The organism is Salinispora pacifica DSM 45544 (assembly GCF_000378845.1).
Lineage (GTDB): Bacteria > Actinomycetota > Actinomycetes > Mycobacteriales > Micromonosporaceae > Micromonospora > Micromonospora pacifica.
This window is the reverse complement of the sequence record NZ_KB905359.1, coordinates 2,653,344-2,677,182: the sequence shown is the minus strand read 5'-3', so window position 1 is coordinate 2,677,182 and position 23,839 is coordinate 2,653,344. Positions and strand designations below refer to the sequence as shown.

Genomic DNA, 23,839 nt, shown 5'->3' with positions numbered 1-23,839 from the left:
CGAAGAGGAGACTGCCATGCGTGTCCGTTGGTTCCGCTGCAAAGAGCCGGATCCGCCTGCCTTGCCGCAACGAGTCCGGAGCACGACCCCGCCGGCGTGGATGACGCAGCCGACCTGCTTCTACCCCCGGCCGGGTAGCGTCGGCCGGCTGACTCCCGCCCAGCAGTGGCGAGCCAACGGAGGCCGGTGGTGAACCTTCATCAGCTTCCGCAGCCGAGGCTCGGTCCGTATCCGGAGCACCCTCGGCACTGCATCGGGAACCGACCACCCCACACACCGCTACGGCCCACGTGGGCGTGTCGCGCCTGCTGCCAGCCATGGCCCTGCGCCGAGGCCCAGCTCCTCCTCAGAGTCGAATTCGAAGGTCGAAGATCAGGTCTGTTGATCTACCTTGCCGGCCTGCTCTACGAGGCGATGCACGACCTCTGCCACCTCAGCCCGGATGATCAGGTCGAGCCCCACGAGTTGTTCGACCGGTTCGTGTCGTGGGCGTAGTCGCCGGAGCTTCGATGATGCGGCCAAGAGCTCCGCCGGCCCACCTCTGCCAGATGACCCCATCGTTCGGTAAAGCAGGAGATCGGAGACAGCATGATGGTTAGCGAGAGTGAACGTTTTGCAACGGGGCGCACCGTAGCCGCAATGAGTGACAGCCTTCCGTCCGAGCGGGGCGTACGCCCTTTCGGGCTGAGATTCGCACAGCCGCTGGACAGCGCCGAGCACGGTGCCCATCCCGAATGGCGGTGGTGCGACGACCACCAGATCGGCGTCACCCCCAACGGTGACCCTTGGCACCGGACTGTCCAGGCCGGAACCATGAAGACGACCGGGCCGTCGCCCGACGGAGGCCCCAACACCGGGGGCGAGGAGTGGACTCCGGACTTCATGCCGGACCAGCCGAGCTGACCCATGACCGTCCTGGTGCTTGCCGCGGACGTCGACCCGACGGTGGACGCGGTGGTGGAGGTGCTGACCCGGCGGCGGGTTCCCGTATTTCGCTGCGACACCTCGTGGTTTCCCAGCCGTCTCAGTTTGGATGCTGAGATGACCGAGGCGGGTTGGCGCGGCGTTCTTCGTACTGAGCGCCGGACGGTGGCGTTGGCGGGGTTGCGGTCCGTGTGGTACCGCAACCCCACCACGTTTGCTGTCTCGGACGGCATGTCTCCGGCCGAACGGTGGCACGCCACCCACGAAGCGAAATTCGGGCTCGGTGGGGTTTTGTGGTCTTTGCCGGTGCGCTGGGTCAACCACCCGGGCCGGCAGGCAGACATGTACAAGCCGACGCAGCTTGCGGTGGCCCAACGGTGTGGCATCTCGGTCCCAGCGACTCTGGTCACCAATCAGGCTGACGCGGTGCGCTGTTTCGCCGATCACCACCCCGGCGGCATAGTCATGAAACCTCTCGGCTTCGGTTCCATCCTCGAAGGGGGGTGTCGGAAGGCGCTGAACACCTACCTGCTGTCTCGCGCGGACTTGGCCGACATGCGCGGGGTCGAGACAACAGCCCACCAGTTCCAACCCTTTATTGGCAAGGCCTGCGAGGTGCGGCTAACGGTGGTGGGTGAGCGGATGTTCGCGGCAGCCATCACCGCACACAGCAGGAAGGCGCGTATCGACTTTCGAGCCGACTACGACGCCCTCACCTATCAGATCGTGGACGTTCCCGGCCGGGTAGCCGATGGGGTGAGAGCATTCATGTCCCACTTCGGGATAGTGTTCGGTGCCTTCGATTTCGTGGTCGACCCAAACGGCAAATGGTGGATGTTGGAGTGCAATCCAGCCGGACAGTACGGTTGGATTGAAGGCGCAACCGGGCTGCCAATAGCCTCCGCGTTGGCTGACTTACTGTAGAAAGGGTGATGATTTGACTGACTGGCAGCCGTGGGCGGCTACGTTGGCGGACAAGCTTGCCGCTGCATCCGCGATAGCCGATGACCAGTGGCGGGCGGCGTTCGAGGGCACCCCGCGACACGTGTTCGTACCTCGATATTGGGAACTTGACGAGTACAATCGCCCCAGCCGGCTGGTGGACGGCGCCTTTTCCGCCCACCGTCCGGAGTGGCTGGAAGCCGCGTACACGGACCGTTTTCTGGTTACCCAGTGGGTGGCGGACGAGGACCGGAGGGTCGTCACCAGCTCAGCGTCCCTGCCGTCACTGGTAGCCAGGATGCTGCACATCCTTGACGTCGCAGACGGTCACCGGGTCCTGGAGATCGGTACCGGTACCGGCTACAACACCGCCCTACTGTGCCACCGGGTGGGCGCAGTCAACGTCACCAGCGTGGACATCGACGCCGCCCTGGTGGCTGAAGCTGCCGGCCGCTTGGACGCCGTGGGTTACGCGCCCGCGGTGGTTGCCGGAGACGGTGCGCTGGGCGTCAAGGATCACGGCCCGTATGACCGCATCCTGTCGACCTGCGCCACCCGAGGGGTGCCACCAGCATGGATCGATCAGCTCGCCGACGGCGGACGGATCGTCACCCCGTTAACCATGGGCGGAGCGCTCGCGGTGCTGACCAAATCTGGCACCGACGAGGTGTCCGGCCATTTCGACGTGGAACAGGCATGGTTCATGGCGATGCGTCCTGCCATCCGGGCGACGCCGGCCGGCTTGCTAGCCGACCAGCCCCAACCCGTCCCTGATGATCTCGCGGGCCTCGGCGTCAGTGCCCTTGATCCCGAGGCGCTGGCCGACCCCGACTTCCGGCTCTGGCTCCTGCTCCACCAGCCGACGCTGCATTTTGTCGAGCACTTTGACGACGAGTTGGTGCGTGCGGGGCTCACCATCCACGACGGAGCTGATCTCGCCACCGCTTTACGGCGTGCTGATGGGCCGCTGCACGTCCGGCAGTCGTCCCCCAGGCGGCTGTGGGACACCGTCGAGTCGGCGTGGCGGTCGTGGGTTGACCACGACAAGCCGCGGCGCGATCGGCTCGGGATCACCGCCACCACTGGTGGCGTCCAGTACGCATGGCTCGATCACCCGGCTCGCCGCCAGGGCGGAGATGGGGGCGACGTCTTCCGCTGGCCATTGCCCACCCTGAGCTAGCCAACGTCCAAACGCCCCCGCCGTCCGTGGTCCGTCAGTGCGGTGGGTGTTTGCGGGGGTGAGTTGTAGTCGACTCGCGGCGAACGCTCTGGGCACCCTTGGGTCACCAGAGTTCTGGCTCTAATTTGGATGGCGCTCACCGATGCGATGGGCGCCATTCCGCTTTCTATGCCCTGCCGCAGCAATTCCGGCATGACGGTGGACGGTCAGCCCTTTACGCTGAGCCGGCGTGCCAGCGATGCGGGTGTTGGCCTCGGGCTGGAAGTGGCCAACCAAAACTGAGAGGACACCGAAGCACTTCGGGCTCAGCCCACCGACTCGCCACGATTGGCGCGGGCCATGCGAATCGCCTGAATGTTGCCGACTGCGAGCCCGAACGCGGCCCCCGATAAGAATGCGGCACCTGCTACGTCCACGTCGATGATCCAGGAGAGGTTCAAGCCGAGGAGCCCGAGTGCCAAGGAAAGCAGGCTGAACCGAGTCGGGATCGCCTCGCCTCTGAGCGAATAACGGATCGCAGAGATTATCAGGCCCGCGCCGGACGCCGCCGCGACGACGAACGGGACTACTACGAGCACGACCTCGGCATCTGATAGCGCGAAATAGACCGCCACGGCCAATGCTCCCACGGCCACCCCGGCCGACACCGGAATCGCGTTGGACGGCCAGGCACGGTCATCTCGCATTCCTGGTTTGACTCCACCATCCGCCACGGCGGGTGAGTGTAGTCAATCGGCCTCCCTAGCGCGACTCACGCCTGCTTGGTCCGCGCATGCGGTCTCCGCCACCACCGGTCAAGATCTGGCCAGCGGCCGTCGTGGGCGCGTCACCCTTCAGCTTGTGGCTAACCAAAACTGGTCCGACCCACGCCGAGGCGGTGCGGGCTCGCTGGTGTGGTGATGCCGGCGGCAGCAACAAGGACGGTGCCGCGTCGCCAGCCGCGGTACCTCAGCGCAGTGGGGTGTGTGCGGGGTCAACCCGCTCGGCCGGTGGGGGCGGCGGCGGGGCGGTACCGTCGCCGAAGGGGCGACCACCCAGCTCCCCCCGATCATGCGGTGTCAGCCAGTTCGCCAGATCCGGGCCGAGCGGGACGATCGCGGTCGGGTTGACGTCCCCGTGCACCGCGTAGTAGTGCCGCTTGATGTGATCGAAGTCGATGGTGTCGCCGAAGCCGGGGGTCTGGAACAGGTCCCGGGCGTACGCCCAGAGCACCGGCATCTCGGTCAACTTGCTGCGGTTGCACTTGAAGTGGCCGTGGTAGACCGGGTCGAAGCGGACCAGCGTGGTGAACAGCCGTACGTCCGCCTCGGTGATTGTCTCCCCGACCAGGTAACGGCGTCCGGCGAGCCGGTCGCTCAGCCAGTCCAGCCGGTCGAACAGCCGCTGGTACGCCCGGTCGTACGCCGACTGACTGCCGGCGAAGCCACACCGGTAGACCCCGTTGTTGACATCGGCGAAGACCACCGCGTTCACCTCGTCGATCTCGTCCCGGAGCCGCTGCGGATAGAGCTCCGGTGCCCCGTCGCGGTGGTACGCGGTCCACTCGGTTGACAGGTCGAGACTCATCTGCGCGAAGTCGTTGGTCACCACCTGCCCGGTCGGTACGTCGACGATCGCCGGTACCGTGATCCCACGGTCGTAGCCGGGGAAGCGCGCGAAGTAGGCGTCCGCCAGCCGTTCGATGCCGAGCACCGGATCCCGCCCGCCGGGGTCGAGGTCGAAGCTCCAGCTTCGCCGGTCGTGGGTCGGGCCGGCGACCGCCATCGAGAGGACGCCCTCCAGCCCGAGTAGCCGTCGGACGATGACCAGCCGGTTCGCCCACGGGCAGGCACGACTCACCGCCAGCCGGTACCGCCCCGGCTCCACCGGCCAGCCGTCCCCGCCGTCGGCGGTGATCCGGGTGGCGATGTAGCGCTGATCCCGGGTGAACTCGCCGCCCGGCTCGACGTACCTCCCGCCGGTGCGGCGCAGCGCCGCCTCGCCGCTGCTCGCCGTCGCGCCCTCGGTCACGCCGCCCCCTCTGGTCGTCGCGATGCGCCTACCACCCATCATCGCCGGATCAGGCGGCGCGCGAAGCGTCGCGCCGTAACCCAGCCGCGCTTCCCCCGGCCGGTGGCCGCAGCCCGCACCCGGGTGGTGGTCGCGCCCGCCGGGGGGCACAGGGCAGGATGGTCGGCATGACCGACCCCAGTGAGCGCAGCGACCCGGCCGACGGTGAGCGCAGCCTGCCCGGCGTGGGCCTGGTCAAGGGGCTCGCGGTCACGTTGAAGACGATGACTCGCCGCTCGGCCACCCAGCAGTACCCGGATGTCGCCCCGGCGTTGCCGCCGCGCTCGCGCGGCGTGATCGCGCTCCTCGCGGAGAACTGTACGGTCTGCATGCTCTGCGCCCGTGAGTGTCCGGACTGGTGCATCTACATCGACTCGCACAAGGAGGAGGTGGTGGTGCCCGGGGCGGCCCGCGCCCGGCAACGCAACGTGCTGGACCGGTTCGACATCGACTTCTCGCTCTGCATGTACTGCGGGATCTGCATCGAGGTCTGCCCGTTCGACGCGCTCTACTGGTCCCCGGAGTTCGAGTACGCCGAGTACGACATCAAGGACCTCCTGCACGACAAGGACCACCTCGGCGAGTGGATGGGCACCGTCCCGCCACCGCCGGCGCACGACCCGAACGGCGAGCCGGCCAAAGAAGAGACCGCCGCTGCGCGGAAAGCCGCGATCCCGGCCAACCCCGCCGAACGTCCGGCTGTCACCCCGCCCCGCTCCACCGAACGCCCGGCGGCCGCCCCGGCCCGCTCCACCGAACGCCCGGCGGCCGCCCCGGCCCGCCCCGCCGAACAGCCCCCGCCCCGCCCCGGGCCCAGACCAGCCGGGGACACCGCAACGGGGGAAGGCCCGACCCCGTGACCGGCACCGACGCGCTGCTGCTCGCCCTGGGCGCGCTGGCGGTCGGCTCCGGCGCCCTGGCGGTGGCCACCCGGCACCTGGTCCGGGCCGGCCTCTACCTGGTGCTCTGCCTCGCCGCGGTGGCCGGGATGTACCTGGTCCTCACCGCCGAACTGGTTGCCTGGGTGCAGGTACTGATCTACGTGGGGGCGGTGGTGGTGCTGCTGCTCTTCGCGGTGATGCTCACCCGTGCTCCGATCGGCGCCTCCACCGACCTGGACCGACCGGGTTGGCCGGCCGCCCTGATCGGCGGCGGCACCGGGCTCGGGCTGGCCGCGCTGTTGGTGGACGCGTACCGGTGGTCGTCGGTGCCGCTGCCCACGGCCGGCAGCGCCGAACGGATCGGGGAGCAGATCTTCGGCAGTTGGGTGCTGCCCTTCGAGGTGCTCTCGGTGCTGCTGCTCGCCGCCCTGGTGGGGGCGATCATCCTGTCCCGTCCGGACATCGGACGGTCGCCGGTGGACCTGGCCGGCGACAGCAGGGCGGACGAGACCCCCGCCGAGACCTCCATCGAGGCCTCCGCCGAGGGCAGGCGGTCCCGGTGAGGCCGGTCATCCCCTACGTCACCGCCGCCCTGCTGTTCGGGCTCGGCACGTACGGGGTGCTGCGCCGGCGCAACGCCATCCTGGTGCTGATCGCGGTCGAGCTGATGCTGAACGCGGTGAACCTGATCCTGGTCACCGCCGACACCACGGTTCGGTCCCAGCTGCCGCACGGCGGCCAGGTCTTCGCGCTGTTCGTGATCGTGCTGGCCGCCGCCGAGGTGGGCGTCGGGCTGGCCATCGTGCTGCAGCTCTACCGGATGCGGGCCAGCGTGGCGGTGGACGAGGTGCCGCTGGCCGAGCCCCCGCCGCCGAACGCCCCGGCCGAGCCGTCAGCGCCCCCGCCCGCCACGGCGGCCACCCCCGGGGAGGCAGACCGGTGAGCACGCCCGTCCTGCTCGGCACGCTGCTGCCGGCCGTACCCCTGGTGACTGGCCTGATCGGGCTCCTGCTGCCGCCGGCGTCCCCGGAAGCCGGTGCGGCCCGGCGGCGGGCCCGTCGGGCGGCGATCACCCTTGGGACGACCGGCGCGGCCCTGTCGCTACTCCTCGCCGTCGCCCTGCTGGCCACCCTCGACGCACCGGCCGAGGCCACCCGGACCTGGATCGACTTCGGCGGCCTGACGGTCACCCTCGGCGTCCGGCTGGACTCGACGGTGGCGCTGGTGGCGGTCGCCGTCGCCGCGGTGGCCCTCGCCGTGCAGGTCTACTCGATCGGCTACCTCCGGAACGGCCCGCACGACGAGGTGGACGTCGACCACCGCTACCCGCCGTACGCGGCCCAGATCAGCCTCTTCACCGCCGCGATGCTGCTGGTGGTGGTCGCCGGAGACCTCATCCTGCTGCTGGTCGGCTGGGAGGTGATGGGCCTCTGCTCGTACCTTCTGATCGCCCATGAGCGACGGCTGCCCGCAGCGCCCGGCGCCGCGATGAAGGCCTTCCTGGTCACCCGGGTGGGTGACGTCGGCTTCCTGCTCGGGATCGCGCTGCTCGGTGTCTCCGCGGGCAGCTTCCGGATCGCCGATGTGCTCGCCCACGACCACGCCACCGGGTTGCTCACCGCTGCCTGCCTGCTGTTGCTCGCCGGGGTGGCCGGCAAGAGCGCCCAGTTCCCGCTGCACACCTGGCTACCCGACGCGATGGCCGGCCCCACCCCGATCTCCGCGCTGATCCACGCGGCGACCATGGTGGCTGCCGGGGTCTACGTCGTCGCCCGGCTCTTCCCCCTCTTCGGGCAGGTGCCGGTCGCCCTGGCGGTGCTCGGCGTGCTGGCCTCGATCACCCTGCTGCTCGGCGCGTTCGCCGCCCTCGCCCAGGACGACCTCAAGCGGGTCCTCGCCTGGTCAACAGTCTCCCAGCTGGGCTACCTGACCGGCGCGCTGGCGGTGGGTGCGCCCGCGGCGGCCCTGTTCCACCTGCTCACCCACGCCGCCTTCAAGGCGCTGCTCTTCCTCGCCGCCGGGGCGGTGATCCATGCGGCGGGTACCGCGCTGATGTCCCAGCTCGGTGGCCTGCACCGGACGATGCCGGTGACCTTCTGGTCCATGCTGATCGGCCTCGGTGCGCTGGCCGGGCTGCCGCCGCTGTCCGGCTTCTTCAGCAAGGACTCCGTGCTGTACGCCGCTGAGGAAGCCGCCCGGCACGGCGGCCCGGCGCCCGCCTGGGTGGGCTGGGCGGTGTGGCTGGCTGGGCTGGTCGGGGTCGCCCTCACCGCCGGGTACGCCACCCGGCTGTTGCTGCGCACCTTCTTCGGCGCGCCCCGCAGCCCGCTGCGTCAGCCGCACGACCCGCCCGCGGTGCTGCGCTGGCCGGTGCTGCTGCTGACCGCCCCGGCGGCGCTGCTCGGTTTGGCCGGATTCTCCGGAACCTTCGCCCGCTGGCTCGAACCGTACGGGTCGGCCACCCGGGAGCGCTCCGCGGAGCTGCTGCCCGCCGATCCGTTGGTGCACGTCGGCCCGACCGTGCTGCTGCCGCTCGTCCTGCTGGCGCTCGGGGCGGGGCTCGCCTGGGCCCGCTGGCGGCGAGATCCGGGCGGTGACCCGGCCGTGCTACTGGGTCCGCTGCGCCCGCTCTCCGCCCGCGCGTTCTGGCTCGACGACCTCCAGCACACCCTGGTGGTACGCCCGATCGGCCGGCTCGCCGCTGGCGCGCGTACCGCCGACGAGGTGGTGGTGGACGGTGCGGTCACCGGCAGCGGTCGGGTCGCCTGGTGGCTCGGGGGCGGGCTGGCGGCGTGGCACCGCGCCACGCTGCCGCGGGCCGCCGCCGGTGTGCTGGCCGGCGCGCTGCTGATCGGGCTGGCGGCCATGTTGATCGGAGGCGACGCATGAGCGGGGTCGTGGGGCAGGCACTGCTGGTGGCGGTGCTGGCGGTCCCGGCGGTCGGCGCGGTGGTCGTCGCCGCGCTCCGACACGACCGGGCCGCCCGCCTGGTCGGTACGGTGGCCGCCGGGCTGACCCTGCTCGCCGCGCTGCCGCTGGTAGCGGGCGGCGACAACGGCGGGGCGGGCCCCGACCCGAGCCCCGCGGTCCGCCCCTGGCATCAGGTGGACCTGCCGTGGGTGCCCGGCCTGGACCTCCGCCTCCACCTCGGGGTGGACGGCATCTCCTGGCCGCTGGTCGTGCTGACCGCGCTGCTGACCGTGCTCTGCTGCGGCTACACCCTGTGGAAGGTCCCCAGTGGGGGCAGCGGTCGGGCCCTGGTGGCGTTGCTGCTGGTGGTCGAGGTGGGCATCCTCGGCACCTTCCTCGCCCTCGACCTGGTGCTCTTCTTCGTCTTCTTCGAGGTCGTCCTCCTGCCGATGTACGCGATCATCGTCGGCTGGGGTGGGCCCGACCGGCACCGGGCGGCCCGCAAGTTCGCCCTCTACACCCTCTTCGGTTCGGTGCTGCTGCTGGTGGGCGTCCTGGTGGTGGTTACCGCCGCCGGCACCGCGGACATTGTGGCGCTGACCGGCGGCACCGGGCTCGCCCGTGGGCCGCAGCTCGCCGCGTTCACCCTGCTGGCGCTCGCCTTCGCGGTGAAGAGCCCGCTGTGGCCACTGCACTCCTGGCTGCCCGACGCGCACACCCAGGCGCCCACCGTCGGCAGTGTGATCCTCGCCGGGGTGCTGCTCAAGATGGGCACCTACGGGCTGATCCGGGTCGCGGTCGGCGTCGCCCCCGAAGGCGCCGAGTGGGCCGCGCCGGTACTCGGCGTACTCGCGGTCGCGGCGATCCTGGTCGGCTCCCTGGTCTGCCTGGCGCAGACCGAGCTGAAGCGGCTGATCGCGTACTCCAGCGTGGGGCACATGGGCTTCGTGCTCCTCGGTGTCGCCACGCTCACCGGTACCGGCCTGCGGGCAGCCCTGATCGGCAACATCGCGCACGGGATCATCACCGGCCTGCTGTTCTTCCTCGCCGGCGCCATCAAGGACCGAGCCCACACCGGTGACCTGGCTGAGCTCTCCGGGTTGCGGGAGACCGCGCCCCGGCTGGCCGGGCTGCTCGGCTTCGCCGCCGTCGCCTCGCTGGGCCTGCCCGGCCTGGCCGGCTTCTGGGGAGAGGCGTTCGCCGTGGTCGCCGCGGTCCGGGTCGGTGGTCCCCTCTGGCTGACCCTCGCCGTCCTGGCGGCGCTCGGTGGTGCGCTCACCGCCGCGTACCTCCTGCGGCTGCTCCGCCAGGTCACCCACGGCCGGGCCAGCTCGCCAGTGGCGCGGCTCGGGCCGGGTGTGGCGCGGGCGGAACTGCTGACCTGGGCACCGCTGGTCCTACTCACGCTCGCCGTGGGATTGGCCCCGATCCTGGTCCTGGGCGTGGCCCAGGCGCCGGTGGACGCCCTGCTGCCGGGGCGCCCGTGAGCTGGGTGGAGGTACGGGCATGAGCATGGTGCAGACCGTCGACAACGTGGCGCTGCTGCCGGCGTACCTGGCTGCCGGAACGGCGGTGCTGGTGCTCCTCGCCGACCTGCTGGTCGCGCGGGCGCGGGTCACCGTCTCCGCCGCCGCGCTCGGTGCGCTCGCCACGGCCGCCGGCGCGATCCTCGTCGGGGGAGGCGGCGAACGCCGTACGTTCTGCGTCGGCGCCGACTGCTCGTACGTCTTCGGTGGCCGGGCCGCCCTGGTCGCCGTACTCGTCGCGCTGCTCACCCTGGGCGTGCTGGGGCTCTCCGGGCCGCTGCTGCGGGCCGGGGCGACGCCGGTGGGCGAGTACTGCTTCCTGCTCGCCGCGTCGATGACCGGCGGGGTGGCGCTCGGTGCGGCCGGTGACCTGATCACCCTGATCGTGGCGCTGGAGACCCTAACCCTTCCGCTGTACGTCCTGGTGGGCCTGCGCCGAGGCAGCCTGGCCAGCATCGAGGCGGCAATGACCTTCTTCGTGGTCAGCGTGGTCGCCACGACGCTGACCCTGCTCGGGGCGGCCCTGCTCTACGCGTCCACCGGCGCGCTGCACCTCGGCCGGCTCGGGGTGCTCTTCGCCGAGCAGCCGGAGCTGCTCGACGTCCCGCTGACCACGGTCGCCGTGGCGCTGGTCGTGGTGGGGCTGACGGTCAAGGTCGCGGCGGTGCCCTTCCACGCCTGGGCGCCCACCACCTACGACGGCGCGCCGCTGCCGGTGGCCGCGTACCTCTCCACGGTCTCGAAGCTCGGCGGGGTGGTGGCCCTGCTCGCGGTGGTGCAGCACGCCCTGCCGGCCCGGACCACCGGCCCGGTGCTCGCGCTGCTCGCGGTGTTGACCATGACCGTCGGCAACCTGGTGGCGCTGCGCCAGCGCCGCACCGTACGGCTGCTCGCCTGGTCCTCGGTGGCCCAGGCGGGCTACATCCTCGCGCCGCTCGGCGCGCTGGCCCTCGCCGCGGGCCGCACCGGCGACGCCCGCGCCGCCGCGTACGCGGCAGCGGTGGCGTACACGGTCTTCTTCGTGGTCCTGGAGCTGGCGGCGTTCGCGGCCGTGGTCGCGCTGCGACCAGCGGGCGCGGACGGCGGCACCCTTGAGGAACTGCGGGGCGCGGCCCGGCGCCGGCCGTGGGCGGCGGTGGGGCTGGCGCTGGCCCTGGTCGGCCTCGCCGGTCTGCCGCCCGGCCTTGCCGGGCTCTTCGCGAAGGTCACCGTGGTCCGGTCGCTGCTCGACGGAGGTGCCGGCTGGCTGGCCCTGGTGGTGGCGGTCAACGCGGTGCTCGGCCTGGCCTACTACCTGCGGGTCGTGGCCGCGCTCTGGTCCACCGGCCAACCGGCAGCGGTGCCGACCGATCCAACCCCGGCGGTGGCGCCGACTGACCCGGCAGCGGCGGCGACGGGTCCGGTGGCGACGGGTCCGGCGGTGGCGCCGACCGAACCGGCAGCGGTGCTGGTCCGGGCCAAGCCAGTCGCGGCGGTCCTGGCGGCGGCGACGGTCGTGGCGCTGGTGGTCGGTTTCGCCCCACAGCTCGTGCTCGACCTCGCCGCCCGCTGACCCAGCGGGCCTACCCCCCTCGTTACCAGGCATTTCACAGCCATATGACGGATGGTTGACGGGTACCGGTGGTGTTGAACCGGTCAGCGGACCAACGCGGTCCGCGCACCGAAGGAGTGACCGTGCACCATAACCGTCTGAAGACCGCCGCGCTGCTCGGCCTGCTCACCGCCCTGATCTTGGCGGTGGGCTACTGGTTCGGCGGCAGCGGCGGACTGGTGATCGCCGTCCTCATCTCGCTGGGGATGAACGGCGTCAGCTACTTCTACTCCGACAAGCTCGCGCTGCGCGCGATGCGGGCGGAACCGGTCAGCGAGGCACAGTTCCCCGAGCTTTACCAGATGGTGCGGGAACTGGCCAGCAAGGCCCGGCAGCCGATGCCCCGGCTCTACGTGAGCCCGACCAGACAGCCCAACGCGTTCGCGACCGGTCGGAACCCGCAGAACGCGGCCGTCTGTGTCACCCAGGGGATCGTCGAGATCCTCGACTACCGCGAGCTGCGTGGGGTCATCGGGCACGAGCTGTCGCACGTCTACAACCGGGACATTCTCATCTCCAGCGTGGCCGCCGGCCTGGCCGGCATCATCACCGCCCTGGCCAACCTGGCGTTCTTCATCCGGCTCGGGGGCGACGACGAGGAGGGGCGCAACCCGGTGGTGCTGCTGCTGACCATCATCCTGGGCCCGATCGCCGCCACGCTGATCCAGCTTGCGATCGGCCGTAGCCGCGAATTCCAGGCGGACGCCTCCGGCGCCCAGCTCACCCGGGACCCGTTGGCGTTGGCCAGCGCCCTCCAGAAGATTCACAAGGGCACCCAGGCGCGCCCGTTGCCGCCGCAGGGGCAGCTCACCAGCGCCGCCCACCTGATGATCGACAACCCGTTCAAGGGCGGCGGCGTGGCGGCGCTCTTCTCGACCCACCCCCGGATGGAGGAGCGGGTCGCCCGGCTGGAGCAGATGGCCGGCAGCACCGGCCCCATCCAGTACCGCTGAACCGGCTGGGTTCAGGCACCCTCCTCCCGGGTCGGTGCCTGAACCCCCTCATCGGTGGGTACCACGACCTCCGTGTTCGTCTTCTTCTCCAACCGACTTGGCTGCCTCGGCTCGGTGCTGATCAGCGCGATCCTCACGGTGATCCTGCTGCTCATCTTCGCCCGGTGAGCGCGACGGCAGCCGGCGGCGGGACCGGCTGACGGCGGTCGCGGTGGCCAGGACCGCGGCCACCAGCGCCGCGGCCAGCGCTGGCGCCCAGAGCGGCGCGACCCGCAGTACCGCCGCGCCGAGCACCGCGCCGCCGAGGAGCCCCAGTAGCCGGGTCACGCCGGCCGCACCCGCCGCGAACCGGTGCGGATCGAAGACCACCCCCCGCACGATGGAGGTGAGCGATCCGGTGAGGTAGGTCGTGGTGGCGTGCGGTATCCCGGAGCTGATCGTCACCACGCTCTGTATTCCGCTGGCCGTCGCGGCGGCGAAGAGCAGGGTCAGGGAGGCGACGAATCCGGGGCGCCCCCCGGTGGCCCACCAGCCACCCGCCACTCCGACCAGCAGCAGCACCTGAACCACCATGACCAGATGGGTACGGGAACGCCAGCCCAACTCGGCGTGGCGTAGCGGCAGGGTGCCGCCGGCCACGCCGATCGCGTATCCGCCGACCGCTACCGACCCGCCGCTGAGCAGGCGGGAATCCATGGCGACAATATTGTGGCCGAGCTGGACCAGGTTGCCGGTGATCACGCTGGCGAAGAACCCGCCGAGCTGGGTCACACAGAACACGTCGAGGCAGCCGGAGGCGGTGGTGAGCACGACGAGTAGCCGGGTGACGGCCCGGTGAGACAGGTCCGGGCGGACGAACTCCGCATCCTGCGTCCTCGCCCCCCGCATCCGGCTGCCTTTCCGGCCTGTTGCTCCTCGTTGGCCGTCGCCCTTCTCGACCGTCGCCCTGCCTGCTGTCGCCCTTCTCGGCACCGCCCTGCCCGGCCGTCGCACTGCCCGGCCCTCGCCTTTCCGGCCCTCGCCTTTCCGGCCCTCGCCTTTCCGGCCCTCGCCGGGATCGCTTCTTCCCGCGCCGCCGACTTTCATGCTCCAGGCCGGGCACCGAAGGCCTGATGTGGTATTGCCGGTGACCCCACTTTGACATCACGTCAGCTTCAACTGTTTTGATCTCGCAATGAATCTGGACGGACTACGGGTTGCTATCACCGGTGCCGGACGCGGCTCCGGACGCCTCCTGGCGACCGCCTTCGCCGAGCACGGCGCGCAGGTGTTTGTCTCCGCCCGCGACGAGGTGGCAGCGAGGCGCACCACGGAAAAGATCCGACAGCGGGGGCGGGGGAGCGGCGAGGCCTTCGGCTGTGACCTGACCAGCCCCGACTCGGTACGCGGGTTCGCGGCGGCGCTGGCCGAGCGCACCGAACACCTCGACGTCCTGGTCAACAACGGTGCGGGCTACCTGCCCGGTGCGGACCTCGGCGATGTCGAGGACGACCACATCATCGCCACGATCGGCGGCGCCGCGACCGGCACGGTCCTGCTCACCAAACACCTGCTGGCGCTGCTGCGAGCGTCAACGCGGCCGGACATCGTCAACATGGTCTCCGCCTGTGGCGAGGTCGGCCACCGCCGTTCGGCGGCCCATCCCGCGTTCTACGCCGCCAAGCACGCCCAGGCCGGCTTCGCCGAGATCATGTCCCATCGACTACGGGCCGAAGGAATTCGCGTCATCTCCCTCTTCCCGCCGGACTTCGTGCAACACGGTCCACGGGCGGCATCCGACGACCTGACCGCACAGTCTGTTGTGGACTGCGTGCTCTTCGCGGTCAGCCAACCGCGGGACTGCTTTATCCGCGAGTTCCGCTTCGAGCAGGTCGTGGGCCCGGAGCGCTGACCGTGGTGGGCCCAGCGGACGGTCAGGCCGCCGTCAGCACCGTCCGACGACGACCCGAGCGCCCGGCGACGAAATCGCCAAGAACGCCGGGAGGCTGACGTTCGCAACTCGGTGAGTCGCATGGGAGGAGGCCGGGCTGGCCGGGAGTAACTATCGACGACCATTCGTGACCATGTCTACCCAAGGCGCGCCGGCCTGGTAACCAGGCCGGCGCGCCTTCTCACCTGTAGTTGGTGAACTGGAGTGCCACGCCGAAGTCCTCGCCCTTCAGCATGGCGATGATGGCCTGCAGGTCGTCCTTCTTCTTGCCGGTCACGCGGAGCTGGTCACCCTGGATCTGCGCCTGGACGCCCTTCGGGCCCTCGTCGCGGATCTTCTTACTGATCGCCTTGGCCTTGTCCGTCTCGATGCCCTGGATCACCTTGCAATCGACCTTGAACTCCTTACCCGACCCGCGTGGATCCCCGGCGTCCAGCGACTTCAGCGAGATGTTCCGCTTGACCAGCTTCTCCTTGAAGACATCGAGCGCGGCTCGGACCCGCTCCTCCGTCTCCGCCCGAAGGCTGATCGCCTCCTCGCCCGACCAGGAGATCTCGGCGCCGGTGCCCCGGAAGTCGAACCGCGTCGAGAGCTCCCGCTCCGTCTGGCGGAGGGCGTTGTCAACCTCCTGACGGTCGACCTTGCTCACGATGTCGAACGACGGGTTGGCTGCCATGCTGATACTCCTGTTGTCCTGGCGGTCTGTCCTGTTACGTGCACTACGGGCCAGCCGTGCGCCCCCTGACGGTACCCGGTTGCGGCCACGCCGGGGCGAGCCGCTATCCTTGCTCTCGCCGCCGCGTCGCGACGCGGCGGGTGCCCTGGCGGGTTGCCCGAGCGGCCAATGGGAGCGGACTGTAAATCCGTCGCGAAAGCTTCGAAGGTTCGAATCCTTCACCCGCCACCAGGTGCAGAAAGAGGCCCCTGACCAGCGCAGACGCCGGTCAGGGGCCTCTTTCGTGAGTCTCACTCAGTCCCGCTCTTACCCGCTTAATCTCGCTGGCTGTGTCGTATGCGTGTCGCGGAGATCATCGGTGATGGAAGCCGCCAGGCGGGTTCCGTCCGGCGGCTTTGTCGGCCGATGGTGCGGTGGGTTCGTCAGCGGCCGGCGGGGTTGCGTCAGCAGCCGGCGGCAGGCCGAGTGCCGCCTCTACGCGACGGCGGGCTGCTTTCTCCTAGCCGTAGGCGCACTTCGCGTAGGCCCGCACTGTTCGGGGCAGGGTGGTGTCGACCGGCGGATGATCCTCGTACCGTCGGGAGAGGTCACGATATCGAAGCGGCGACGTAGTTGCGATCAGTGATCGTCACCGAGAGTGTGTGGTGCATCACAGGCCGCATCCGCCTAGTGGTATTGATTTATTGATTTAAGATCACTAAATTTTGCTCGATGGTCGATGTCGGTACGCCGCGGCTGGCACCGACTCCTGAAATATGCGCGACTCGCAGCGTGGGTTGTTAAGTCGAAACGCAACGATGCTGATGCGAATGACGGACAAGAAATGTTTGACTTGGCCCAATTGCCACTCATCGGCCGCACCTCGGAGCTAGCTGACATCGTAACTGCCCTGACCCGAAACGGGACCGGCGTAATAATCGCGGGGCAGGGTGGGGTGGGAAAGAGTCGCCTGGCGCAGGAGGCGCTGGCAGCAGCCAGGCGTGCAGGTCGGCACACCTACCGACTCGCCGCGACCAGCGACTCTGCGAAGATCCCCTTCGCTGTCCTGGCGCACCTGATCCCGGCTGCCCCCCGTGACGAGACCGAGCACCTCTGGGTGCTGCGCGCGGTAATGCAGCGCATCTCCGGTACGGATGTCGCTAGACCGGTCGTGCTCGGTATTGATGATATCCATCACCTGGACACCGCGTCCGCCGCGTTGATCTATCAGATGGCCACCCGTCGGAGGGTCACCCTTGTGGCCACCATGCAGGTGGGCGTGCAGGTGTGCGAGTCGGTCGCCGCCTTGTGGAAGGACGGCTTGGCCCAGTTACTGAACCTTGATCCGCTGCCGCCGGAGGTGGTCGACGAGATCGTCAGGGCGGCGCTGGGGCCGCGCGTCTATCGCACCACACTCGAGGAGATCAGGAGGCTGTCGGCGGGCAATCCTCTCCTGCTGCGTTATCTGCTCATTGACGGTGTGGAGGGTGGCAACCTCATTGAACGCAACGGCATGTGGGGATGGGAAGGTGAGGCCAGGTCGGGGCCGCGGCTCGCCGATCTGGTCCGAGCGCATTTGAACCGCCTTGGTGATCCCGAGCGGGTAGTGGTCGAGCTCACCGCGCAGGTGGAGTCACTTCCGTTGGCGGTGCTTGAACAGTTGTGCGACCGCGGGGCGATCGCCTCCGCTGAACACGCAGGGCTTCTCATCCCCGCGCGTTCGGGGGAGTGGCCGCCGGCGATGCGGTTGCAGTACCCCCTCCACGCCACGGTTATCCGGGAGACGACGCCGGTGAGTCGGACCCGGCAACTGCGAGCGAGTCTGGCCCGCGCCTACGCCGACCAGCCGTCGCAGGGTGTCGAAAATGTTGATGTCATGGCAACCCTGCGACTCGACAGCGATACCGATACTGACAGCGACCTTCAGTTGCGCGGCGCGTGCACCGCCTTCGGAAAGGGCGCCCTTATCGATGCCGAACGACTGGTTCGCTCCGCGATCCGCGGTGGTGCCGGGGCGCCAGCCTCACGGCTGTTGGCAACAATCCTGTGTTGGCGGGGAGATCGTGGCGATGCCACCTCGCAGCTACGGGCACAACCTGCTTCCCACGAGCCGTCCCGCACCGACGATGGCTCGCCCGTGTGGGACCGGGGACGCCTCACCGTCAACAAACTCGAGGGCATCCCTGTCGCAGGCACCTTTTTCGCGCCTTTCAGCAGGGAAATCGACAATGTTGAGCGTTCTGAAAGAGATGCCGCCTGGCGGGCCTGGATGCTGTATGCGGAAGGTCAATGTGGTGCTGCCCTCGATGTCGTGGCGCGAGTGTTCGGCACATCGCGCATCCAAGCTACGACCGGCGGGTGGGAATGTGTGGTGGCCGCTGCCGCGAGTGTCGAGTTGGGACGACTTTCGGAAGCTTTCGGGTTCCTCAAGCAGGGACGGGCGCAGCGACACCTCTGGCCTCCGTGTCGCTGGGTGGAAGCGGCCCTGGGCTTGGTGCATTGCAGGGCGCTGCTGTTGAGCGGTCGACTGGTAGAGGCCCGCCGGCTCGCAGATGACGCCTTCGTCGAGGCGGCAAGGCTGGGCAGTGCCGAGCTGTCGGGTATGTGGGCCGGTGCGGTCGGGCTCGTGGCCAAGTTCCAGGGCCAGATGCTCACCGCTCGGTCGATTCTCCAGGAAGCGGTGTCGTTAACCGGTGCTGGGAGCGCCTGGGGATTGCGCTTCTATCACGAGGCGCTGCTGGCGGAGTCTGTCGCCTTGTCATACAAGGCTCATGGATCCGGACGACCGCCCCAGGCCGCTGCCACCGACGTTCGGCATCCCATCAGGTCCGTCGAGATCTCCATGGGTCTGAGTCATGCCTGGGTCGTACAGGCGGGTGGCGAAGCCACGCGGGCGGTGCGACTGGCGCGCCGTGCGGCCGCAGCGGCGGCGGCGAACAACCTGCCCACGCTTGAGGCGTTCGCGCTCTACGACATCGCCCGGCTCGGTGCCGGCCACGACGTGGTGTCTCGGCTCGAATCGCTCACCTCGTGCCTTGAGGGGGACCTGTTCGCCGGCTTGGCTAGTGCCGCCGCCGCCCTGACCTCCGGGGATGGTTGCCATCTCGATGCGGCCACCGAGGAACTCGCGCGTTGTGGGCTGTCTCTGCACGCCGCCGAACTCGCCGGCGCGGCGTTGCGGGCGCACCGAGCCACGGGCAGGCTGACATCAGCGCGCCGTTCTTTCGAGCGCCGGTCGGCGTTGTCGTCTGCGTGTGAGGACGCCAGAACGCCCTTGCTGGAGCCCGGCATCGTGCTGACCACTCTGACCCAGCGGGAGCGGGAGGTGGCGGGGCTCGCCGCGGCCGGTCGATCCAGCCGCGAGATCGCCGAGTTGCTCACCGTCTCCGTGCGCACGGTGGACAACCACCTCAGCCGGACCTACTCCAAGTTCGGCATCACCGGGCGATCACAACTGGCCAACGTGATGGGCCATCCGGCCAGAGCCCCGGCAAAGTCGTGAGAGTGTCCGGCTTGATGGCGCCTTGTTGATCGTCCGAAGTGAGCCGTAGCCGCGCTGCCATCATCGCCGATCTCGTCTGTGTCCACTGCACCGGCTGTCACGGTGTCCGAAACCGCTGCTGGGCTGCCCGCAGATCCCAAATCCCGCAAACCGGCATCACGCCCGCGACAGCACTCGCCCACTGGCACTACTCGACATCACCTGACGACTTTGCCGGGACCCTGGCCGTCCGGCCGCCACCGCGGTTGAGTACTGAACTACTCACGACGTGGTAGTGGCAGCTGGGAATACTGATTCGCGAATACCACGAGCATGTATCAGGCCCATTCGAGGACGGGAGGACGATTATTAGCCGACGGTGGGGGGTGCCAGATGTTCGCGCTGGGTGGCGCCTGACTACGGCAGCGGTGATCGACACCCTCGGAGCAGGGGTATTCCTGCCAATCTCTTTTTTGTTTTTGGTGCAGGCCTCTGGTGTCAGTCTGGCTGGTGTGGGTGTCGCAATCACTGTGGCGACCCTGAGTTCGCTTGTGGTTGTCCCGGCTGTCGGCGGCATGGTGGATCGTCTTGGTGCACGTCGTATGGTTGTGCTGAGCAACGTGCTGGCCTCGGTTGGAACCTTGCTCTACATGTTCGCGCGGAGCCCGCTCACTATCTTCGCCGCAGTTTTCGTCGTGATGGTGGCAGATCGGCTCTACTGGTCGGCTTGGCCAACCTACATCAGTGTAGTCGCCCGTCCTTCAGAACTGGATAGTTGGTTCTCCCTTATACACGCGCTCAAGAGTGGTTCGTTCGGCCTTGGTGGGCTCCTGGCGACACTGGCGTTGCTGTCGGATAGCAACACCGCCTTCTTCGTGCTTCTGTTAATCAGAGTTGTGATGTCACTTGCCGGTGCGGCACTACTCTGGATGCCCAGTCAGCGCGAACGTGAACGCACACACGAGCGCGAAAATGACCAACCTACGGCACACGACGGAGAAGGTGCGGGGCCATGGCGCGTGGTACTGCGGGATCGCACCTACCTTGGCCTCGTCGGGGCGCAAGCCCTGGTCTCACTTGCCTGGGTAATCCCCACGGCAGTGATACCAATCTACGCCGTGCGCCTACTGGAGCTCGACGCCTGGCTCCCGGCAGCACTGTTCACGCTTAATAGCTTGATGATTTTCGGCACCCAGACCCGCGTCACTGAGATGGTCCAGGATGTGGCCCGGTCCACGGTTTTGATCGCGGGAGCAGCCCTGGTAGCAGTGTCGATAGTGATGATGGCCTCCGCGGCCTGGCTCGCTTCGCCGGGACGCCTGACGATGATCGTCCTTGGCATGGCTGTCTTCACCGTGGGCGAGATGTTGTGCCTGCCCACCGCCAACGCCTTGGCCGCGGCTATGGCACCAGCCCCGGTACGGGGGCGCTATCTGGCGTTGTTTCAGATGACCTGGGCAATGACGTGGGGCCTGGGCCCCGGGCTGGTCGGCCTCCTGTTGGAGCGGCACACCGTCATTCTTTGGGTGATGCTGGGTGGTTGCGTCGCGTTGGGAGCCTTGCTGCAACGCAGACTCACACCCCGGCTCGCGGTGCGCGGTCTCCGCGCCGCGCCGCCTCCGACACAACCAGCCGAGCAGACCGGGCACGTCGCGGCCCCGGACCAATCTCGCCGCCTGTGATGAGTGCACGACGAGAGGATGACAGAGAATGCAGCGGCTTCTGCCCACTTCTTCGTTGTTGCTGGCCAAAGCCGTCGCGGACGGCATAGTCGTCGCGGTCGACGACGCCGCGCGTCACGCGAGCCAGGTCTTCTGGGAATGGTCGCGTCCGTGGGTGGGCCCGGTCGTCGCCGCCGCCGTGGCCGTGGAGGATGACGACGTGCGTGGCGCGGCACAGGCGCTGCTGGAAGACAACCGGAGCCGAACTCGGCACGAAAGGCTACGACAGACGCTGATAGCGTGCGCCGGGAAGCGTCCAGGAGTACTCGACGAGTTGTTCGACCTGGCCTGGCTGGCCGAAACCAACATCCGCCTGGGATACCACGTCGGTGACGACTATCCGGCTGCTAGCCCACCTGTCACATGGCAGGAGCTGGAGGCCGGCAGTGTCGAAGTAGCGCAGTCCAATAAGGCACCGGTACTGATCGTGATTCCGTTCCGTGACGACGGCGAGGATGGCTCCCGTGTCCGTAATATGCTCGCCTGCCTGACGGCGCTCCGTGACCAGAGCTTCGACCGGGAAAGCTACCGGGTGACCGTGGTAGAGTCCGACATCTCGCCCCGCTGGGAAGAACCCATTCGTCAGCTATGTGAGCACTACGTGTTCGCCCCGAAAGGCGATTCTTTCAACAAGGCATGGGCGGTAAATGTCGGAGTGTTCAACACCCCCGGTGCCGTTGAGTTGGTATGTGTCCTCGACGCCGACATCCTCACTGATCGCGATTTCGTTTCCCGTAACGTGCAGCGGTTCCTGGCATCGGGTGGCGTTGGCGCTGTCATCCCGTACCGCGACGCCCTCTCACTCGGTGCCGAGTCGAGCGCGACGGCCATACATGATCGGGTGTTCGCTGCCTCGGCGGCGGCCCGGCCAAGCAGGCTGCGTGGGTTCACACTGCGCCGCCCGCCCGGAGGCTGTGTTTGGGCACGGGCAAGCGCTTTTCGGCGTGTTGGTGGGATGGACGAGCGCTATGAGGGGTGGGGCGGGGAAGACAACGACTTTCTCTACCGGATGGAGTTCGATACTCCACTTGACCGCTATGACGATCCCTTAGTGCACCTACACCACTCACCCACCCCACCGTCGCCGGCCAACGCAGGGATCCCGCCGTTGAGCTGGAAGCCGAACGGCCTGGCCGGCGATGTCAATCGGTTCGGCTCCTCCTGACAATCAGACGGATCACGGGGGTGCCCGGCACTCCCGTCAGAATCGGTGTTCCAGAATCATCCCGTGTGACCGCGATACCGGTGAAATCGGGGACGACCGCGACCACGTTGGGGTCCTTCGAGGGCTGACGGACCGCGACGCAGGCGCAACCGGCCGCGCTGGCGGCGCGAATGCCACTGTCAGAGTCCTCGAAGACGAGCATGCGCTGTGGCGGCACGCCTAGTCTGCTCGCCGCGGTGAGATAGGGCTCTGGATGCGGTTTGCCGTTGACGGTGTCATCACGGCTGACCACGGTATGGAACGCGTCGGCAGCGCCGATGAGGTCCAGGATGGCAGCGACCCGGCCGGGCAGGTTGCTGGTCACCAGGGTCACGGCGATCCCCGAGTCTGCCAGGGCCCGGAGGAGGGGCAGCACACCGGGCATGGGCTGGTAGGGCATCTGTTCCTCGATGCGCGCCGCGTGCCGCCAGACTTCCTGACGCTGCATTGGGGTGTGTCCGGGAAAGAGCGCCCGCAGCGTGCTTGTCGCGGGTTGTCCATGTACGTGGGTGCGCAGGTCTGCATCGGAAACATGTACGCCGTACATGCTCGCGGCGCTGCGCCACGCCCGCTCGATGGCCCCGTTCGTATCCACCAGCACGCCGTCCATGTCGAACGCGACGGCGTGTACTGAAAGCTCTGGCAGCCGGCCGGGATCAGAGGCTTGCAACTGCTCGCCTAAACTGTGCGGCGATGTGCGTGATCTGCTTCGGTGTGCTGGAAACCGAGATACCGAACCCGGCACCTAGGTAGCTGTCGGTGACGCCGACGGACAACGCGATGGAGCGCTGCAGGATGTCGTCGGTCTGCGGCAGCGCGCCGGGATCGTAGCGGTTGCTGACCGGCTCCGGCTTTCGGAACGGGCACACCCGTTCGCCACGTCCCAGCGCCTGCAGCTGGGCCATGTTGGCGTAGTGGTGCTTGCCCGAGTCGTCCATGGTCTTCGTGCCCAAAGCTTTGGCAACGGCCTGTGCGTCGGCGCGCTCGTTGAAGATGTAGGCCAGGATGGTGCCACATTCACCGTCGGGGTCGTGCAGTACCCGGCGTGTGAACCGCGGATGAGTGGATATCTGTTCTGCCAGCGTGCGCTTCGCTGCTCGAGTGGTGGCCAGCACCCGGTCAAGTTTCGATAGCTGGGCGAGGGCCACACCGGCGGCTAGATCGGCGAGCCGGAAATTGAGCCCGAAAATTAGGTCGCCGGAGCCGCGGTCAGTGTTTCGTTGCCCCTCAAGTGGGAACCATCCCTGGTCGTGGAAAGAGTAGGCCCGCTGATACGTGCGCGGGCTGTTGGTGAGCAAAAAGCCACCCTCACGGCACGTGATTACCTTGAAGGTGTTTAGTGAAAAAGTTCCCGCATCACCGATCGTACCGAGGTGTCGCCCATGGAGGCTGGCACCGCATGCCTGTGCGACGTCTTCCAGGATCAGTAGCCCGTGTCGCTGCGCGATGGCGGTGAGCGCATCCATGTCCGAGGGTGCGCCGAGCATGTGGACCGGCATAATCGCCTTGGTGCGTTCGGTGATGCGTGATTCGACATCGGCGGGGTCCAGCGTAAAGGATTCATCGATCTCTGCAATAATCGGAGTAGCGCCGGAATAGATGATAGCACCGATCGAGGCCAGGAACGTGTAGCCGGGCACGATTACCTCGTCGCCGGGACCGATATCAAGTGCCGCGAGAGCTGTCACCAGCGCGGCGGTTCCGCTGGATACGGCAACGCAGTGGTTGGCCCCGAAGTGATCTAGTGCGCTGCGTTCGAAGCGGCGTACAACCGGAATTTCGGGGACTTTGTCGTAGGCCGTACGGGTAGCCTCCCAATCACTCATAGCCCCCTTGACGTTTTCCCACTCCTCAGTTCCGAAGAATGCGTATCCAGGTCCGGGCATGACCCC

The 23,839-nt window shown here is 68.3% G+C and carries 22 protein-coding genes and 1 tRNA gene; 17 read left to right on the top strand and 6 right to left on the bottom strand.

Annotated elements, in window-relative coordinates; translation table 11 throughout:
• Positions 1-189: 189 nt before the first annotated feature.
• The 5 genes from SALPAC3_RS25750 (at position 190) to SALPAC3_RS27975 (ending at position 3,328) form a co-directional block, all read left to right on the top strand.
• On the top strand, positions 190-495 hold the full coding sequence (locus SALPAC3_RS25750) for a hypothetical protein (protein WP_033669789.1): 306 nt from the start codon (positions 190-192) through the stop codon (positions 493-495).
• A gap of 144 nt (positions 496-639) precedes the next feature.
• Positions 640-903 (top strand): putative ATP-grasp-modified RiPP, encoded by a 264-nt coding sequence (gene tgmA, locus SALPAC3_RS0112055; RefSeq protein WP_018221487.1) that lies wholly within the window; start codon positions 640-642, stop codon positions 901-903.
• 3 nt (positions 904-906) lie between these two features.
• Positions 907-1,848 (top strand): ATP-grasp ribosomal peptide maturase, encoded by a 942-nt coding sequence (tgmB, locus tag SALPAC3_RS0112050; RefSeq protein ID WP_018221486.1) that lies wholly within the window; start codon positions 907-909, stop codon positions 1,846-1,848.
• Between the two features lie 13 nt (positions 1,849-1,861).
• Positions 1,862-3,046 (top strand): methyltransferase domain-containing protein, encoded by a 1,185-nt coding sequence (locus SALPAC3_RS0112045; protein WP_332308168.1) that lies wholly within the window; start codon positions 1,862-1,864, stop codon positions 3,044-3,046.
• 129 nt (positions 3,047-3,175) lie between these two features.
• Positions 3,176-3,328: a hypothetical protein gene (locus SALPAC3_RS27975; RefSeq protein ID WP_155249798.1), complete on the top strand. Its 153-nt coding sequence runs from the start codon at positions 3,176-3,178 to the stop codon at positions 3,326-3,328.
• A 23-nt stretch (positions 3,329-3,351) separates the two neighbouring features.
• Here SALPAC3_RS27975 and SALPAC3_RS0112040 read toward each other — a convergent pair whose 3' ends face one another.
• Together SALPAC3_RS0112040 and SALPAC3_RS0112035 are read right to left on the bottom strand one after the other, a co-directional pair.
• Entirely contained in the window at positions 3,352-3,759 is a 408-nt protein-coding gene (locus SALPAC3_RS0112040; RefSeq protein ID WP_232430500.1) for a hypothetical protein, read from the bottom strand.
• A gap of 235 nt (positions 3,760-3,994) precedes the next feature.
• Positions 3,995-5,056, bottom strand: a complete 1,062-nt coding sequence (locus SALPAC3_RS0112035; protein WP_018221483.1) for a glutathione S-transferase family protein — start codon at positions 5,054-5,056, stop codon at positions 3,995-3,997.
• A 167-nt stretch (positions 5,057-5,223) separates the two neighbouring features.
• Here SALPAC3_RS0112035 and SALPAC3_RS0112030 point away from each other — a divergent pair, with 167 nt between their 5' ends.
• The 7 genes from SALPAC3_RS0112030 (at position 5,224) to htpX (ending at position 12,956) form a co-directional block, all read left to right on the top strand.
• Complete coding sequence (locus tag SALPAC3_RS0112030; protein WP_018221482.1) at positions 5,224-5,955, top strand: NuoI/complex I 23 kDa subunit family protein; 732 nt, start codon at positions 5,224-5,226, stop codon at positions 5,953-5,955.
• A complete protein-coding gene (locus tag SALPAC3_RS0112025; RefSeq protein WP_018221481.1) occupies positions 5,952-6,539 on the top strand; it encodes an NADH-quinone oxidoreductase subunit J family protein in 588 nt (195 codons plus the stop codon). The genes SALPAC3_RS0112030 and SALPAC3_RS0112025 overlap by 4 nt, the downstream gene beginning before the upstream one ends.
• Positions 6,536-6,919: an NADH-quinone oxidoreductase subunit NuoK gene (gene nuoK, locus SALPAC3_RS0112020; protein ID WP_018221480.1), complete on the top strand. Its 384-nt coding sequence runs from the start codon at positions 6,536-6,538 to the stop codon at positions 6,917-6,919. The genes SALPAC3_RS0112025 and nuoK overlap by 4 nt, the downstream gene beginning before the upstream one ends.
• Complete coding sequence (locus SALPAC3_RS0112015) at positions 6,916-8,865, top strand: NADH-quinone oxidoreductase subunit 5 family protein (protein ID WP_018221479.1); 1,950 nt, start codon at positions 6,916-6,918, stop codon at positions 8,863-8,865. Before nuoK ends, SALPAC3_RS0112015 begins: the two co-directional genes overlap by 4 nt.
• Complete coding sequence (locus SALPAC3_RS0112010; RefSeq protein ID WP_018221478.1) at positions 8,862-10,373, top strand: complex I subunit 4 family protein; 1,512 nt, start codon at positions 8,862-8,864, stop codon at positions 10,371-10,373. Before SALPAC3_RS0112015 ends, SALPAC3_RS0112010 begins: the two co-directional genes overlap by 4 nt.
• Positions 10,374-10,392: 19 nt before the next feature.
• Positions 10,393-11,964, top strand: a complete 1,572-nt coding sequence (locus tag SALPAC3_RS0112005) for an NADH-quinone oxidoreductase subunit N (protein ID WP_018221477.1) — start codon at positions 10,393-10,395, stop codon at positions 11,962-11,964.
• 122 nt (positions 11,965-12,086) lie between these two features.
• Positions 12,087-12,956 carry a zinc metalloprotease HtpX gene (gene htpX, locus SALPAC3_RS0112000; RefSeq protein WP_026185486.1) on the top strand — a complete coding sequence of 290 codons (870 nt, stop codon included), beginning with the start codon at positions 12,087-12,089 and terminating at the stop codon, positions 12,954-12,956.
• Positions 12,957-13,004: 48 nt separating this feature from the next.
• On the opposite strand, the gene SALPAC3_RS0111995 is transcribed toward htpX, so the two are convergent.
• Positions 13,005-13,844: a YoaK family protein gene (locus SALPAC3_RS0111995; RefSeq protein ID WP_018221475.1), complete on the bottom strand. Its 840-nt coding sequence runs from the start codon at positions 13,842-13,844 to the stop codon at positions 13,005-13,007.
• Between the two features lie 286 nt (positions 13,845-14,130).
• Here SALPAC3_RS0111995 and SALPAC3_RS0111990 point away from each other — a divergent pair, with 286 nt between their 5' ends.
• Positions 14,131-14,847, top strand: a complete 717-nt coding sequence (locus SALPAC3_RS0111990; RefSeq protein WP_018221474.1) for an SDR family oxidoreductase — start codon at positions 14,131-14,133, stop codon at positions 14,845-14,847.
• A gap of 220 nt (positions 14,848-15,067) precedes the next feature.
• On the opposite strand, the gene SALPAC3_RS0111985 is transcribed toward SALPAC3_RS0111990, so the two are convergent.
• On the bottom strand, positions 15,068-15,562 hold the full coding sequence (locus SALPAC3_RS0111985; RefSeq protein WP_018218214.1) for a YajQ family cyclic di-GMP-binding protein: 495 nt from the start codon (positions 15,560-15,562) through the stop codon (positions 15,068-15,070).
• A 147-nt stretch (positions 15,563-15,709) separates the two neighbouring features.
• On the opposite strand from SALPAC3_RS0111985, the gene SALPAC3_RS0111980 reads away from it, so the two are divergent.
• The 4 genes from SALPAC3_RS0111980 to SALPAC3_RS0111965 all read left to right on the top strand — a co-directional run bounded on the left by SALPAC3_RS0111980 (position 15,710) and on the right by SALPAC3_RS0111965 (position 21,908).
• Positions 15,710-15,793, top strand: a tRNA-Tyr gene (locus SALPAC3_RS0111980).
• 592 nt (positions 15,794-16,385) lie between these two features.
• Positions 16,386-19,043: a helix-turn-helix transcriptional regulator gene (locus SALPAC3_RS0111975; protein WP_018221473.1), complete on the top strand. Its 2,658-nt coding sequence runs from the start codon at positions 16,386-16,388 to the stop codon at positions 19,041-19,043.
• Positions 19,044-19,450: 407 nt separating this feature from the next.
• Positions 19,451-20,704: an MFS transporter gene (locus SALPAC3_RS27060; protein WP_232430499.1), complete on the top strand. Its 1,254-nt coding sequence runs from the start codon at positions 19,451-19,453 to the stop codon at positions 20,702-20,704.
• A 28-nt stretch (positions 20,705-20,732) separates the two neighbouring features.
• Positions 20,733-21,908, top strand: coding sequence for a glycosyltransferase family 2 protein (locus SALPAC3_RS0111965; RefSeq protein WP_018221471.1), 1,176 nt, complete (start codon positions 20,733-20,735; stop codon positions 21,906-21,908).
• Here the strand turns inward: SALPAC3_RS0111965 and SALPAC3_RS0111960 are convergent.
• On the bottom strand, positions 21,886-22,617 hold the full coding sequence (locus tag SALPAC3_RS0111960; RefSeq protein ID WP_232430498.1) for an HAD family hydrolase: 732 nt from the start codon (positions 22,615-22,617) through the stop codon (positions 21,886-21,888). The two genes, SALPAC3_RS0111965 and SALPAC3_RS0111960, sit on opposite strands and share 23 nt — an antisense overlap.
• Positions 22,604-23,833, bottom strand: coding sequence for a DegT/DnrJ/EryC1/StrS family aminotransferase (locus SALPAC3_RS0111955; protein WP_026185485.1), 1,230 nt, complete (start codon positions 23,831-23,833; stop codon positions 22,604-22,606). Before SALPAC3_RS0111955 ends, SALPAC3_RS0111960 begins: the two co-directional genes overlap by 14 nt.
• Positions 23,834-23,839 lie beyond the last annotated feature (6 nt).

Coding starts and splice junctions, on each gene's coding strand:
- tgmA (WP_018221487.1), top strand. CDS start 640: ATGAGTGACAGCCTTCCGTCCGAGCGGGGCGTACGCCCTTTCGGGCTG.
- SALPAC3_RS0111985 (WP_018218214.1), bottom strand. CDS start 15,562: ATGGCAGCCAACCCGTCGTTCGACATCGTGAGCAAGGTCGACCGTCAG.
- SALPAC3_RS0111990 (WP_018221474.1), top strand. CDS start 14,131: ATGAATCTGGACGGACTACGGGTTGCTATCACCGGTGCCGGACGCGGC.
- SALPAC3_RS0111995 (WP_018221475.1), bottom strand. CDS start 13,844: ATGCGGGGGGCGAGGACGCAGGATGCGGAGTTCGTCCGCCCGGACCTG.
- SALPAC3_RS0111965 (WP_018221471.1), top strand. CDS start 20,733: ATGCAGCGGCTTCTGCCCACTTCTTCGTTGTTGCTGGCCAAAGCCGTC.
- SALPAC3_RS0111975 (WP_018221473.1), top strand. CDS start 16,386: ATGTTTGACTTGGCCCAATTGCCACTCATCGGCCGCACCTCGGAGCTA.
- tgmB (WP_018221486.1), top strand. CDS start 907: ATGACCGTCCTGGTGCTTGCCGCGGACGTCGACCCGACGGTGGACGCG.
- SALPAC3_RS0111955 (WP_026185485.1), bottom strand. CDS start 23,833: ATGCCCGGACCTGGATACGCATTCTTCGGAACTGAGGAGTGGGAAAAC.
- SALPAC3_RS0112010 (WP_018221478.1), top strand. CDS start 8,862: ATGAGCGGGGTCGTGGGGCAGGCACTGCTGGTGGCGGTGCTGGCGGTC.
- SALPAC3_RS0112005 (WP_018221477.1), top strand. CDS start 10,393: ATGAGCATGGTGCAGACCGTCGACAACGTGGCGCTGCTGCCGGCGTAC.
- SALPAC3_RS27975 (WP_155249798.1), top strand. CDS start 3,176: ATGGCGCTCACCGATGCGATGGGCGCCATTCCGCTTTCTATGCCCTGC.
- SALPAC3_RS0112030 (WP_018221482.1), top strand. CDS start 5,224: ATGACCGACCCCAGTGAGCGCAGCGACCCGGCCGACGGTGAGCGCAGC.